At 71.4% G+C, this 15,248-nt stretch carries 4 protein-coding genes; all 4 read left to right on the top strand.

What is annotated here, in order from left to right; all coding sequences use genetic code 11:
• The first annotated feature begins 21 nt into the window (after nt 1-21).
• The 4 genes from OG897_RS29490 to fabD are packed head-to-tail and all read left to right on the top strand — an operon-like array spanning nt 22 to nt 15,203.
• Complete coding sequence (locus OG897_RS29490; RefSeq protein ID WP_266662493.1) at nt 22-4,512, top strand: beta-ketoacyl synthase N-terminal-like domain-containing protein; 4,491 nt, start codon at nt 22-24, stop codon at nt 4,510-4,512.
• Complete coding sequence (locus OG897_RS29485; RefSeq protein ID WP_266661465.1) at nt 4,505-12,895, top strand: type I polyketide synthase; 8,391 nt, start codon at nt 4,505-4,507, stop codon at nt 12,893-12,895. The genes OG897_RS29490 and OG897_RS29485 overlap by 8 nt, the downstream gene beginning before the upstream one ends.
• On the top strand, nt 12,892-13,956 hold the full coding sequence (locus OG897_RS29480; protein ID WP_266661463.1) for a ketoacyl-ACP synthase III family protein: 1,065 nt from the start codon (nt 12,892-12,894) through the stop codon (nt 13,954-13,956). The genes OG897_RS29485 and OG897_RS29480 overlap by 4 nt, the downstream gene beginning before the upstream one ends.
• Nucleotides 13,956-15,203, top strand: coding sequence for an ACP S-malonyltransferase (gene fabD, locus OG897_RS29475; protein WP_323188114.1), 1,248 nt, complete (start codon nt 13,956-13,958; stop codon nt 15,201-15,203). Before OG897_RS29480 ends, fabD begins: the two co-directional genes overlap by 1 nt.
• The last annotated feature ends 45 nt before the right edge of the window (nt 15,204-15,248 follow it).

Below are 15,248 nucleotides of genomic sequence, written 5' to 3'. Positions count from 1 at the left end.
CGGCCCACGAAGGAACTGATGATGAAGCAGCTGCTGCTCGACTTTCTCTGGTCCCATCTGCGCACGCTCGGCGCGTTCCGTGCATCCGGGCAGACTCCGCAGGCCGCACGGGAGTCGGCAGCCCTCGCACCGGGGTACGGCGCCTGGTTCGACGAGTGCCTGCGCGTCTTCGAGGCGGTCGGCTACATCGAACGGCGGGACGGCAGGATCCTGCTCGACGACGCCCCGCGAGATCGGCCGCTGGAGCAGCTGTGGCGCGAGTGGGAGACGGAAAAGCCCGCGTGGCAGGACAATCCCGACCTCGCGGCCACCCACCTGCTGGTGGAGACCACCTTGCGTGCCTTCCCCGACATTCTCAGCGGACGGCGACCGGCCACCGACGTCATGTTCCCCGGGGGATCGCTGGAGCTGGTGCAGAACGCCTACGCGACCAACCCGGCGTCAGCGTTCTTCAACCAGGTGCTGGCCGCCGACCTGGTGGCGCGGCTGCGGCGGCGGGCACGAGCCCGGACGGCGGATGGCGCGCGGATCCTGGAGATCGGCGCCGGCACGGGTGCCACGAGCGCCGTCGTCCTGGATGCGCTGCGGTCCGCGCAGCTGGACGTGCGCGAGTACTGCTACACCGACATATCAAGGGTCTTCCTCAACCACGCGGAGCGTTCGTTCGGTGCGGAGAATCCCTGGCTGGCCTGCGAGATCCTGGACATCGAGCGCCCGGTGGCGGATCAGGGCTTCCCCCTCGGCGGGTACGACGTCGTGGTCGCCGCCAACGTCCTGCATGCCACATCGGACATCCGCCGGACCCTGCGCAACGCCAAGGCGCTTCTTGAGCCCGGCGGACTGCTGGTCCTGAACGAGCTGACCGCGAACAACCTGCTCAGCCAGTTCTCGTTCGGCCTCCTCGACGGTTGGTGGCGCTACGAGGACCCGCACCTGCGCATCCAGGGCAGCCCGCTGCTCTCCACGGCGCACTGGCGGCGTGTCCTGACGCAGGAGGGATTCCGGGCGATCGCTCTGCCCGCGCAGGATGCCGAGGATCTGGGACAGCAGATCATCGTGGCCGAGAGCGACGGCGTCATACGGCAGGCACCGGCCGTACCGCGCCCGTCCGCGCCCCACGCGGTGCCGGTGCCGGTGCCGGTGCCGGTGCGCGAGAGTCCGGCACGGACCGTGGCCGATCACAGTGCCGGGAGCGAACCCGCAGACCATCTGCGCGCCCACATCGAGACAGTCGCGCTCGATGTGCTGGCAGAGGCGTTGCAGATCCCTCGGACGCGGATCGGGCAGGGCGAGCCCTTCTCGAACTACGGGCTCGATTCGATCTTCGCTGTGAACGTGGCCCGGACCCTCGGCGGGATGCTCGGCATCGACCTCGACATCACCGTGCTGTTCGAGCACGACACCCTGGCCGAGCTCGGCGAGTTCATCGTCTCCGAGTACGCCGAGGACCTGCGGGACGCCCTGCCGCCCCAGCACGCGCCGCCGGGCCGGGCCCCCGATCCGGTTCAGCCTCAGCCTGAGCCCGACGAGGCCACCCTCGACGGCATGGCGATCGTCGGCATGTCCGCACGCTTCCCCGGGGCCGACGACGTCGACGCGTTCTGGCGGATCGTCGAGCAGGGCAGACGGTGCATCACCGCGCCGCCGGAAGAGCGTGCGGACTGGGCCTGCTTCGGCGACGAGGCGGCCGCGCTGCGGGGCGGGTTCCTCGATGGCGTGCATGAGTTCGATCCGCTCTTCTTCCGCATGTCGGTGACCGAGGCGCGCCAGGTGACGCCGGAGCTGCGCCTGCTGTTGATGACGTCGTGGAACGCCGTCGAGGACGCGGGCTACCGGCCGGCCGAGCTGCGGAACCGGCCGACGGGCGTGTTCGTCGCCACGACGCAGAGCGAGTACCAGCCCTCGGCCATGGACCTGATGAGCCTGCCGTCGCCCGCGATGGTGCCCAACCGGATCTCGTACCTGCTTGACCTCAACGGCCCCAGCGAGCAGTACGACACCACGTGCTCGTCCTCGTTCGTGGCCCTGCACCGGGCGATCAGGGCGATCCGCGACGGCGAGTGCGAGCAGGCGCTCGTCGGCGGGGTGAACCTGGTGATGTCGCCCGCGGGGTTCGTCGGGATGCGGGCCGCGGGGATGCTCAGCCCGCACGGCGACGTCCGGCCGTTTCAGCAGGACGCCGACGGCACGGCGCGCAGCGAGGGCGTCGCCGCCGTACTGGTCAAACCACTGAGTCGGGCCGTGGCGGACGGGGACTTCGTCTACTGCGTCGTGCGCGGCACCGGCGTGGCCCACGGTGGCCGGGGTGTGTCTTTCACGGCACCGAACATCAGGGGCATGAAGGCAGCCGTCGCGCACGCCTACGCCGACGCCGGGATCGATCCGGGCGCCGTGGACTACGTCGAGACCCACGGCATGAGCTCGCTTCTGGCGGACAGCGCGGAGCTGTCGGCGCTCGGCGCCGGACTCCGCGGCGAGGACGGCAGCGAGGACGTGACGTATCTGGGCAACGTGAAGCCGTGTATCGGGCACACGGAGGTCGTCTCCGGACTGGCCGCGCTGATAAAGACCGCGCAGGCGATGCGCCACGGCGTGATCCCGGCGCTCCCGGGCTTCGGGCGGCTGCACCGCGACATCTCCCTCAAGGGGACGCGGCTGCGCGTCGCCACGCAGAACCTGCCGTGGCCCGAGCGCACCGACGACGCCGGTCGGCTCCTGCCACGCCGTGCGAGCATGCACAGCTTCGGGATCGGCGGCGTGAACGCGCATGTGGTGTTGGAGCAGCACATCGCCTCCGCGACCAGGGACGACGGGGACGACGCCCCGGGTGCGCAGGTCCTCGTGCTCTCGGCGCGGAGCGTCGACGCTCTGCGCGAACGGGCGCGCCGGCTGATTCACCGGCTCGTCGAAGCGGATTCGCGCTCCTGGGCGGACATCGCGTACACGTTGCAGGTCGGCCGGGAAGCGATGAGCTGCCGACTGGCGTTCGTGGCGCGGAGCACCGACGACGCCGCCCGCATCCTGGGCGGTTGGCTCGACGGCGACCCGGACACGCTCGTCCACGTGGCGTTCGCCGACGGCGTCGAACCTGCTGCCGGTGCCGAGGACGACGGGATGCCGCCGCAGCTCGACCACGTGGCAGAACGCTGGGCCACGGGCACGTTCACGGACTGGGACCTGCTGCATCGCGGCGCTCGACGCAGGCGGATCGCACTGCCCGGGTATCCCTTCGCACGGGTGACGTGCTTCGCCGAGCAGGCGCCGCAGTCGGATCGGACCTCGCACACAGCCGCCTCCCACCCAGTCGCCGCGCACCCGGTCGCCTCGCACCCGGTCGACGGTCCTCCGGACGGCGAAGCCTTCGTCGCCGACCTCGTCGCCTCGGTGCTCGGCCTGTCGCGCCACGAGATCGACGGCACGAGGTCACTCGCCGACTACGGTCTCAACTCCCTGCTTCTGGTCGCGATGCTGGGCCGGATCCGCAATGAGTTTCCGGGTTTCCAGCCTGACTGGTGGCAGCCGCACGACACGTTGGACGACGTGGTCGCAAGGCTGTCCGAGGCAACGGTCCGCTCAACGCGTGCGTCGGCCCCGGAGCTGGTGCACCTCAACGGCGCGACCGGGGGCAGGCCGGTGTTCTGGATCCACGGCGCCCTCGCCGGCGTCGAGTCCTACCGTACGATCGCCGAGCAGATCGACCGCCCGTTCTACGGCATCCAGGCCCGTGGCCTGCTGACCGAGGACGCGCCGATCGAGGGCATCACGGCCATGGCCGAGTACTACACCGAGGTCATCCGCTCGGTGCAGCCCGAGGGGCCGTACGACGTCGGCGGATTCTGCCTCGGCGGCATCGTCGCCTATGAGGTGACCCGGCGGCTCCAGGCGCAGGGCCAGGACGTGGCCTCGCTGACGATGGTGGACTCACCGGACGAGACCGGCCTGGCGAAGTCGAACGCGAACGGGTTCCAGTCGGCGCAGAGCGCGGCTCTGCAGGTCGTCAACTCCCTGCTCTGGCCGGCGGGCGAGAAGGACCCGGCGGTCCTGCGCGCGCGTCTCGTCCACCGGGACGAGGTCGCGGAGGACCTGGACGAGGACGCGTTCGTACGGCGGCTCGCGGAGTTGGCGGCCGGGCGCGGGTTCGCCATGCGACCTGCCCAGATCGCACGGTTCATCCAGCGCAACATGGCGATCCAGCTCGCCTACCGGCTCGGCGAGCACACCATCAGGCCCCTGCCCCGGCCGGAAGCGGTGGTGTGCACCTACTTCCGTAACCGGCGCGGGCTCTTCCTGGGCGAAATCGAACCCTACTTCCAGGTCGTCGGCGAGACCTTCTCCCTCGATCACGTGAATTACCAGCAGGACTGGAGGCGCGAGCTGCCGGGCCTTCGCCTGGTGGAGATCGACGCCGCGAACCACATGACGATTCTGAACGACGCGGGGCCACTCGCCGCGATCGAAGAGACCTGCCGGGCGCTCTACGCGTCCGACGAGATCGGAGCTTCCCGTGGCTGACCAGACCGCCGCCCGGACGTACGGCCGCCACGAGCCGATAGCGATCGTCGGCATCGGTTGCCGACTGCCGGCACAGATCGAGGACCCGACCGCCCTCTGGCAGGCTCTGCTCCAGGGCGTCGACGCGGTGCGTGAGGTGCCGGCCGACCGGTGGAACGCCACCGCGTGGGCCGACGCGGAGGCGTCCGGCCGGGCGGCGAACCGTCGAGGTGGATTCCTCGACGACGTCACGGGATTCGACGCGGAGCACTTCGGCATCCCACCGGCCGAGGCACGGCAGATGGACCCGCAGCAGCGAATCGCCCTGGAGGTGGCGTGTGCCGCCGTCGAGGACGCGCGCCGTTCCACCGCGAGTCTCGCGGGCACGCGCACCGGCGTCTTCCTGGGCGCGATGTGGCAGGAGTACCCGCTGTTCACGCACGGTGCCGCCGAGGCGATCCACGCCCATTCGGCCATCGGCTGGGACAACTCGGTGATCCCGTCCCGCATCGCCTACGCGCTGGGGCTGCGCGGTCCCGCGATGGCCGTGGCGACCGCGTCGAGTTCCTCTTTGGTCGCGGTGCACCTCGCCGTGCAGAGCCTGCGCTCCGGCGAGTCGGACTTCGCCCTTGCCGGTGGTGTCAACCTGATGCTGCACCCGAACACCTCGGTGGCCATGACGAAGCTCGGCACGCAGAGCCCTGCCGGCCTGTGCCGGGCCTTCGACGGTGACGGCGACGGCTACGCCCGAGGCGAGGGCTGCGCCGTCGTCGTGCTGCGGCGACTGTCCGACGCGCTCGCCGACGGCGACCGCGTCTACGCGCTGGTACACGGCAGCGCCGTCAACAACGACGGCGCGACAGACGGACTGACCGCCCCCAGCCACGAGGCGCAGGCGGAGGTGCTGCGGTCGGCGTGGGAGAACGCCGGAATCGCGCCGTGTGAGGTGGCGTACGTCGAGGCGCACGGCACGGGCACACCCCTGGGCGACGTGACGGAGGCGGGAGCGCTCGGCACCGTGTTCGGGCCCGACCGCCCCGCGCCGCTGCGCATCGGCTCGGCGAAGACGAACTTCGGCCATCTCGAACCGGCGGCCGGTGTGCTCGGGCTCATCAAAACCGCGCTCGCGGTGCACCACGGCACCATCCCGCCGAGCCTGCACTTCCGCACGCCGAACCCGCGCATCGACTTCCCCGCCGAAGGTCTGGAAGTGGTGACGGAGGCCGCCGCGTGGCCGACCGGCCCGCGGTTCGCGGGAGTGAGCAGCTTCGGCTACGGCGGCACCAACGCGCATGTCGCCCTCGGCGAGGCGCCCGAGGGCGCGCCGGTACAGGCCCTGCCGGATGCGGGCGGTCCCGTCTGCCTGGCGGTGTCCGGCACGGGCCCGTACGCGTTGGCGCGCAACGCCGCACGGCTGGCGAGCCACCTCGGGCAGTCGCCCGGGACGAGGCTGTCCGACGTCGCCTACTCGCTGGCGACGACCCGTACGCAGCACACCGCGCGCGGTGTGGTGATCGCCGGGACGGCGGGCGAGGCGGTGGCCGGTCTGCGGGCGCTCGCTGCGGACGAGAGCCACGGCGCGGTGGTGACGGGCGCGGCTGCCGGGCGCGGTCGGGTCGCTTTCGTCTTCCCCGGCCAGGGCGCCCAGTGGTGGGGGATGGGCCAGTCGCTGTGGGAGCAGAACGACGCGTTCCGCGAGGCCGTGACAGCCTGCGACGAAGCCCTCGCCCCGCACACCGGGTTCTCGGTCGCCGCGACGGTGCGTGGACAGGACGGTCTCGCGCCGTCCTTCACGCGCACGGACGTGGTGCAGCCGGCGTTGTTCGCGATGTACGTCGGTCTCGCCGCGATGTGGCGCGCCTGGGGCGTCGAGCCCGAGGCCGTCGTCGGCCACAGTCAGGGTGAGGTCGCTGCGGCGGTCGTCAGCGGGGCGTTGAGCCTGGCGGACGGCGCTCGCATCGTGGCGTTGCGCGCCCGGGCCGTGCACGAGCATGCGCCGGACGGAGCGATGGGCCTCGTGGAGCGCCCGGTCGGCGAAGTCGTCGAGGAGCTGGCGGCCTACGGCGAGGCGCTGTCCGTCGCGGTGGTGAACACCGCGCGGTCGACCGTGGTGGCCGGGGACGTCGAGGCGGTGGACCGCCTTCTCGCGCGGATGGAGGCCACCGGTGCGTACTGCCAGCGCGTGGACGTGGACTACGCGTCGCACAGCCCGCACATGGATGCGCTGCTGCCCGCGCTGCGCGAGCAGCTCACGGGCCTGGCCCCCGTGGATGCGGGGATCGCCTTCTATTCGAGCGTGACGGGGCAGCGGGCCGCCGGGCCGGAGCTCGGCGCGGACTACTGGTGCCGCAACCTGCGCGAGCCGGTGCGCTTCGACCGTGCGCTGGAGCGCCTGCGAGCGGACGGGTTCGGGATCTTCGTCGAGGTGAGTCCGCATCCGGTGCTCCAGATAGCCCTGGCACAGGGAACCGAGGCCGACGGGTCGGCCGTCGTGGTGGGCAGCCTGCGCCGCGAGCACGGCGGGATCGAACAGGCGCTGCGGGCGCTGGCAGAGCTGCACGTCCACGGGGTCCCGATCCCGTGGAAGCGGGTGTTCTCGGCTTCTGGTGCACGCAGGACGGACCTTCCGACGTACGCGTTCGAACACCGCGGTTACTGGCTGGACGAACACGACGACGCGCTCCCGGTCGTCACCAGTGCTTCGTGGCGCGAGGACGTGATGGCGCTGCCGGAAGCCGAGCGTCTGGGCTCCATGGTCGCACTCGTCACGGAGGAGGCCGCGGCCTTGCTCGGCCGGTCGGCGGAAGACGTGCGCCCCGACACGACGCTGCGCGAACAGGGTTGTGACTCCCTCCTGGTGATCGAGCTGCGCAACCGGCTCAGCGCACGGACACGGGTCGCGCTGCCCACCGTTCTCGCCTTCGACTACCCCACACCGCAAGCGATCGCGGCACTGCTGCTGACGCACGCCGACGCGCGGCACGAGACCCCGGAAGTCGCGACCGTCGTCGCGGCACCGCCCGGGCGGCCCGACGATGACGACCCTGTCGTGATCGTGTCCATGGCCTGCCGTCTCCCGGACGGAATCGACACGCCCGAAGCGTTCTGGGAACTGCTCGTCGACGGCCGCGAAGCCTCCTCCCCGTTCCCACAGCGCTGGGACGGCTGGGACCTCAGCACGCTGGAGGACGCGGAGCGCGCCGCCACCGGCAGGCGCTTCGAGCGCAAGGGCGGCTTCGTACGCGACGTCGAGGACTTCGACGCGGCGTTCTTCGGGCTCAGCCCGCGTGAGGCGCTGTCCCTGGACCCGCAGCAGCGGCTCGTCCTGGAAGTCGTGTGGGAGGCACTCGAACGGGCCAATCTGCGCACTGCGTCCCTCGACGGCAGCACCACGGGTGTCTACCTCGGCGCGATGAGTTCGGACTACGACGTCGCCGGGCGCTGGGACGTCGAAAGCAGCGACGGCTACAAGATCACTGGCAACGGGTCGAGCCTGATCTCCGGGCGTGTGTCCTACCTCCTCGGCCTGTCCGGCCCTGCGCTCACCATCGACACCGCGTGCAGTTCCTCGCTCGTGGCCTTGCGCCTGGCGTGCGAGGCACTGCGCAGCGGCGAATGCGACCTGGCGCTCGCGGGCGGAGTGACCGTGATGAGCACCCCGCAGATCTTCGTCGAGTTCAGTCGCCTCAACGGGCTCGCGGCCGACGGCCGCTGCAAGAGCTTCGCCGACGACGCCGACGGGACGAGCTGGGCGGAAGGCTGCGGCGTCCTCGTGCTCAAGCGGCTCTCGGACGCGAGGCGTGACGGTGACCGGGTACTGGCCGTCGTACGGGGCACCGCCATGAACCAGGACGGCCGCAGTCAGGGGCTCACGGCGCCGAACGGCCTCGCGCAGCAGCGCGTGCTGCGCAGTGCGTTGGCCGACGGCGGACTGGCCCCGGCCGACATCGACGCCGTCGAGGCGCACGCCACCGGCACCGTGCTCGGCGATCCCATCGAGGCCGGTGCCCTTGCCGCAGTGTTCTCGGGCCGCGTACGACCCTTGCGGCTGGGATCGGCCAAGTCCAACATCGGCCACGCTCAGGCGGCCTCCGGCGTCATCGGCGTCATCAAGATGGTGATGGCGCTCCAGCACGAGTTGCTGCCCCGCACTCTCCACGTGGACAAGCCGAACACCCGGATCGACTGGACCGGCGGCGAACTGGAGCTCCTGCGGCAGCCGAGGCAGTGGCCACGGACACGGCGGGTGCGCCGTGCCGGCATCAGCTCGTTCGGTATCAGTGGCACGAACACACACGTCATCATCGAAGAAGCACCGGCGGCCGTCGTCGCGGACCGGCCCGGCGACGATCTCGTCCACCCCTTGGTGATCTCGGGCACCGACCCGGCCGCCCTGCGTGCGCAGGCCCAGCACTGGGCCGAGTGGCTCGACGCGCGGCCCTCCGCGTCGATGCGGGACATCGCCCACACCTCCGCCGTCGGCCGTACGCACTTCGACGCGCGCGCCGTGGTCTTCGCGGGCGACGCCCTGGATGCTGCCGAAGCCCTGCGGGCGGTCGAGCCCGGCTCCGGCTCCGGCACCGCGCGGGGGAAGACCGCCTTCGTCTTCGGCGGTCAGGACGCGCAGCCGTCAGGGACGAGCGGGGAACTGCTGGAGCAGAGCGCGGTGTTCCGCGACACCGTGGCGGAGTGCGACGCGGTCCTCTCGCCGTTGACCGGCTGGTCCGTGCTGAAGGTGTTGCGCGGCGAGGAGGACGTGACCGGCGTGGATGTGCTGCCGTGCACGCTGTTCGCGACACACCTCGGACGTGCGGCGCTGTGGCGCAGTTGGGGTGTGGAGCCGACGGCGGTGGTGGGCGACGTGCAGGGCGAGGTCGCCGCCGCGGTGGTGAGCGGGGCGTTGAGCTTGGAGGACGGCGCCCGCGTCGTCGCCCTTCGCGCTCGCGCGCGCTCGGGGGACGCGGTCGGCGGTGCGATGTCAGGGATTGTCCCTGCCCGGACCTCGGTCCCCTTTTACTCGGGCCGGACGGGCGAGGTCGTGCCGGGCCAGGAACTCGGCGGCGACTACTGGTTCCGCGACCTGCCGGAGCCCCTGGGGCTCGACCACGCACGGGAGCGGCTGCGCGGCGCGGGCTTCGGCGTGTTCGTCGAGGTCGGCCCGCCCTCCGAAGGTGCCTCGGGCGGGGTGGACGGGCTCTGGCGAGCGGCCGCCACGTTGTTCGAGCGGGGCTTCCCTCTGGACTGGGAGCGGGTCCTCGGGTCCCGTGGCGTTGGAAAGGCCGACATCCCGACGTACGCGTTCCAACGCCAACGCTTCTGGCTCGGCGGGGTTCCGGCCGGGCCCGTCTCGGTGACGGCGGGCCGGTCCGCGGACGGTCACCCGTGGTTCGATGCGATCACGACTCTCGCCGGCGGCGGCGGTCACCTGTTCACGGGCCGGTTGTCGCTCGACGAGAGCCCGTGGCTGGCCGATCACGTCGTCCAGGGGCAGGTCTACGTGCCGGGCGCGGGCTTGCTCGACGCCGCGCTGTTCGCCGCCCGGACGGCAGGTGCCGACGCTGTGGCAGACCTGACGCTGCTGGAGCCGGTCGTCCTCCTGCCGGGCCGTACGCTGCGGATCCAGGCCACCGTCGGCGATCCGGACACGCACGGACGGCGCCCCTTCGCGTTCTACAGCCAGCCTGAGGATCCCGAGGCCCCCGAGGACACGGATGGGCCGCTGAGCTGGCAGCGGCACGCGACGGGAGAGTGCGTGACCCGCGCGTGCGTCGACGCCACGTTGCCGCCGCCGGACATGGGGAACTGGCCGGTGCCCGATGCCCGGGTCCTCGACGTCGAAGCCTTCTACGGACGAGCCCTCGCCAACGGGCTCGACTACGGCCCCGCTTTCCGAGGACTGCGCGAACTCGCCTGCCGCGACGGCGTCTACCACGCGCGGGTCTCCCTTTCGGCCGCACTGGATCCGGCCGACCACGGCTTGCATCCGTCACTGTTCGACGCGGCACTGCAGGTCGTCGTCGCCGGTCTGATGGAGGCGGGTGCGGCTCCCGGGCCGCTCGTCCCGTTCATCTGGTCGGACGTCGAGCTGTACCGTGCCGCAGGCCGACAGCTGACCGTGCGAGTGTCGTTCGAGCCGGGCGGGGGCGGGGGCCTCGCGGCGGCCACCGTATGCCTGGCCGACCCGGAGGGCCATCTGGTGGCCCGGATCGGCGGGCTCACCTTCCAGCACGGCAGGCGTCGCGGACACCCGTCCACCGAGCACCTCTACCGGGTGGGCTTCGACGTCGTGGACCCCGTGGTCGAAACCTCCGGCCCTGCGGGCACTCTCGTGGTCGGTGACGCGGAGTTGGGTGCGGGGCTCGGCGCCGACGTCGTACCCGACCTGGACGCCCTCGTGAAGCGGCTCGACGACCGGGCGGATGCGCCTCGGCGACTGCTGTTCGCGCTGGCTGACGGCGCGTCCGCCCCGTCGTACGACGCGGAACGCAGCGCCGCAGAAGCGCTGCGGACGCTTCAGGTGTGCCTCGGCGATGCCCGGCTCCAGGACGCGGAACTCATCTGGATCACCCGTGACGCGGTGTCGTCGAGCCCCGCCGATCAGGTGGGGAACTGGGTCCATGCCTCGGTGTGGGGCATGGTGCGCACGGCCCGCACGGAACAACCCGAGCGCTTCCTGCGCCTGATCGACCTCGGTCCCGGCACCCCGGACCTCCGGCTCCTGGCGCGCGTGATCGAGACCGGCGGCGAGCCGGAGTGCGTGCTGCGCGGCGAGACCGCCCTCGTGCCACGGGCAAGGCCGACCGTCGGCGAGGTCGACGCGCTCGTCCTGCCGGACGAAGGCGGCTGGCACGTGCATCGGCGGGAAGACGATCAGCTGGATGTCATCACCGCCACGCACGACGAGGGCGCGCCGGAGCCGGTCGGGCCGCAGGACGTCCGCGTCAGGGTGCGCGCCGCCGCGATGAGCCCGGAGCGCACACAGGTCCTGGAGTTCGCGGGGACTGTCATGGAGGTCGGCAGCGGCGTCACCTCCCTGCACGCGGGCGACCGGGTCACGGGCAGTGCGGCAGGCGCGCTCGGCGATCAGATCAGCGTGGACGGTGCCGCCCTCAGGCCGATGCCCGCGCACCTCACCTTCGCGCAGGCGGCCGCTGAGCCTTCCCCTCACGGTGCGCCGCAGGACAAGGGGACGTTCACCGCCTTCGACGTACGCGACGCGCCGTATGCACTGCGCCACGCGCAGCAGAACGCCGCGCACAAGACCGTGTTGACCTTGCCGCGCCGCCTCGACCCGGACGGCACGGTGCTGATCACCGGCGGTCTCGGCGAGCTCGGCAGCGCGCTCGCCGCGCACCTGGTCCGCGCGCACGGAGCGCGGCGGCTCGTACTGCTGTCGCGGCGCGGTGGCAACGCCCCCGAAGCCGCCTCGTTCGTGCGGGAGCTCGAAGCCGCGGGCGCCGAGCGAGTGGACCTGGTCGCGGGCGACGTCGCGGACCGGGCCGCAGTGGCCGCGGTACTGGAGGGGATCCACCCGCGCCACCCCCTCACGGCCGTGTTCCACCTCGCGGGCGTGCTCGACGACGGCCTGGTGCAGGGCTTTACCGCAGAGCGGCTGCACCGGGTGATGGCGCCCAAGGTCCAGGGCGCTCGCCTGCTGGACGAGTTGACCGAGCGGCTGGACCTGGCTGCGTTCGTCCTCTTCTCCTCGGCGGCCGGAACGCTGGGCACCGCAGGACAGAGCGGGTACGCCGCGGCGAACGCGACGCTCGACGCCCTGGCGGCGAACCGACGCAAGCGGGGTCTGGCCGGACTCAGCCTCGCTTTCGGGCTCTGGGAACAGGCCGGAGTGGGCATGACCGCCCACCTCGGCAAGGCGGAGCTGGGACGGCTGCGGCGTCAGGGGATCGGTGCCCTGACCCTGGCCGAGGGCCTGCACGCCCTGGACGTCGCACTGGCGCGGCCCGAGACCCAGCTGATGCCCGTACGGCTGGAACTGGCCTCGTTGCGCCACGCGCTCGGCGACGCACCAGCACCTCCCTTGCTGCGCGGCTTGGTGCGGCGCACAACGGAGGGACGCCGAGCCGAAGCCCCCGAGACAGCACAGTCGTTCGATACGCGGATGGCGGACGCCTCCGCAGCCGAACGCCCGGCTCTGCTGCTGGACCTCGTCCGCAGCGAGGTCGCCGGCGTGCTCGGCCTGCCCGGACCCGACAGCGTGCCGGCCGACAGAGCGCTGCGTTCCCTCGGGATCGACTCGCTCACCATGGTCGAGTTGCGCAAGCGCCTCGCCAAGCGGCTGAACGTCACGCTGCCCGCCACCCTGGTGTTCGACTACCCGACCGCCGACGCCATCGTCGGGCTCCTGCTCCACGATGCCACCCCCCTGAGAGGGAACGAGAAGTGAAGACAGAAGCCCTGTTCATCGCGGGTATCGCCACCTACCTGCCCCCGGCGACCAAGGTCGAACAAGCCGTCGCCGACGGCCGGTTCGACGCCCAGGACGCCGAGGACACGCAGCTCGAATCGGTCTGCGAGGCCACGGACGAAGCTCCGCCCGAAATGGCGGTGGCCGCTGCCAGAGAGGCCCTGGAGAGGTCGGGCCACCGGGCGGAGGACGTCGCGCTGCTGCTGCACGCGTGCGTGTACTTCCAGGGCCTTGAGCTCTACCCGACCGCTTCCTACATCCACCGCGAAGTACTCGGGGACCACTCGGCGCTCGCCTTCGAGATCAAGAACGCTTCCAACGGCTGCATGACCGCGTTGGACATCGCGGCGCGCTCCCTCACGGCCACCGGCGACGTGGCGGCGCTGGTGACCACAGCCGACAAGGTCAGTCCGCCCGCGATCGACCGCTGGAACAGCGACATCGGCATCGTCCCCGGCGACGGCGCGTCGGCGATGGTGCTCAGCAAGAGGTCCGGGTTCGCGCAGGTGCTGAGCACCTCCACGGTGTCGGATCCCACCCTTGAGCGCCTGCATCGCGGCGACGCGCCCTTCACGCCGCACCACGACCCCACGCTCCCCATCGACCTGCGTCTGCGCAAACTGCAGTACCTGGGAGACGTGGAACTCGACGAGTTCACCCGCCGATTCCGGGCCGGCCTCGGCGACTGCGTCAAGCGAGCCCTGCACGACGCGGGCATCCGCCTGAGCGAAGTCGCCCGGTTCGTCGTTCCGCACTTCGGACGCATCGTGCTGCAGCGCGAGGTGCTCGCCGCACTCGACATCGACCTCGATCTCACGACCTGGTCCTGGGGTCGCACCGTCGGCCACCTCGGTGCGGGCGACCAGATCGCCGGACTCGGCCACCTCGTGGAGGAGCGCGCCGTAGACGTCGGTGACCTCTGCATGCTGCTCGGCGTCGGCGCCGGCTTCACCTGGACGTGCGCCGTGGTCCGGATCGTAGAGCTGCCCGAGTGGCCGACGTCGCGGGCCGGACTCGGCCCCGGGGACGGGCGGATCTGATGCGCTGCTACGTGTTTCCGGGGCAGGGCACCCAGAAGAAGGGGATGGGACGGAGCCTGTTCGGACGGTTCCCCGACCTCCGTCGCCGCGCCGACCTGGTGCTCGGATACTCGGTCGAAGAGCTCTGTCTGGAGAACCCGGAGCGACGGCTGTCCGAGACCGCGTACGCGCAGCCCGCGATCTACGTCGTCAACGCGCTGCACTGGGCTGCGGCGCAGGAGGACCTGCCGCCCGCGGACTTCTTCGCGGGCCACAGCCTCGGCGAGTACAGCGCACTGTTCGCGGCGGGCGCCTTCGACTTTGAGACCGGCCTGACGCTGGTGCAACGCCGCGCAGAACTGATGAGCCACGTCAGCGGCGGTGCGATGGCCGCAGTCGTCGGCGTCTCCGAGCAGATCATCGAGGAGACCCTGAAGCGGCACGAGGCCACCGGCGTCGTCATCGCCAACTACAACGCACCCGAGCAGTTCGTGCTCTCCGGCAGCCGCGAGGAACTGGCGCGGATCAGGCCGGTCTTCGAGAAGGTGGAGGGCGTCCGAGGCTTCGTCCCGGTCCGCGTCAGCGGCCCCTTCCACGCGCCGGAGATGGCCCCGGCGGCCGCACGCTTCCGCGAAGTGCTGGCCTCCGTCGACATGGGCGCACTGCGCACACCGGTCATCTCCAACGTGACCGGTCGGCCGTTCGGTTCCGACGCGCAGGAAGTCCGCGCATTGCTCGCCGAGCAGATCGCCCAGCCCGTCCGCTGGACCGACTGCATCAGGTATCTGCGGGACGCGGGCGTGTCGGCTTTCACGGAGCTGGGCGAATCGAAGGTACTCACCTCACTCATCGACCGGATCACCAGTGCGCAGGAGCCCGCGCCCGACCCACGCCGGGACCTGATCGAGCGGATCAAGCGCGAGATCCTCCAGCCGGAGATCGGCGACGACGCGCTGGGCTTCGACGAGGACGCGTCGTTCCGGCAGCTCGGCCTGAACTCCATCATCTACGTGCGCCTGGCCCGCCGGGCGGGGACGGTCCTCGGCGTCCCGATCAAGCCGGACGTCATCTTCCAGCACCGTTCCTGTGCCGCCCTGGCGGACTACCTACTGACCCGTGACGACATCGCCCGAGCCGCGGCGCCCGAGGCCCCACCCACGCCTTTGCGCGCCTACCAGGACGCACGGGTGACGGCCCTGCTGCGCGACTGCGCGAACGGGACGCTCAGCGTGGACCGGACCATCGAGGCGATCCGCGCCCTCGCGTGACGAGCGCCGCATGTGCCCCAACTTCGTCCTGCCGTAGGGGAAGCG

The organism is Streptomyces sp. NBC_00237, assembly GCF_026342435.1.
GTDB lineage: Bacteria > Actinomycetota > Actinomycetes > Streptomycetales > Streptomycetaceae > Streptomyces.
The sequence above is the reverse complement of the archived record's forward strand: the minus strand, read 5'-3'. Positions and strand labels throughout refer to the sequence as shown.

Bases quoted from the DNA above. Each gene is read 5' to 3' on its own strand.
- OG897_RS29490 (WP_266662493.1), top strand. From the start codon at position 22: ATGAAGCAGCTGCTGCTCGACTTTCTCTGGTCCCATCTGCGCACGCTC.
- fabD (WP_323188114.1), top strand. From the start codon at position 13,956: ATGCGCTGCTACGTGTTTCCGGGGCAGGGCACCCAGAAGAAGGGGATG.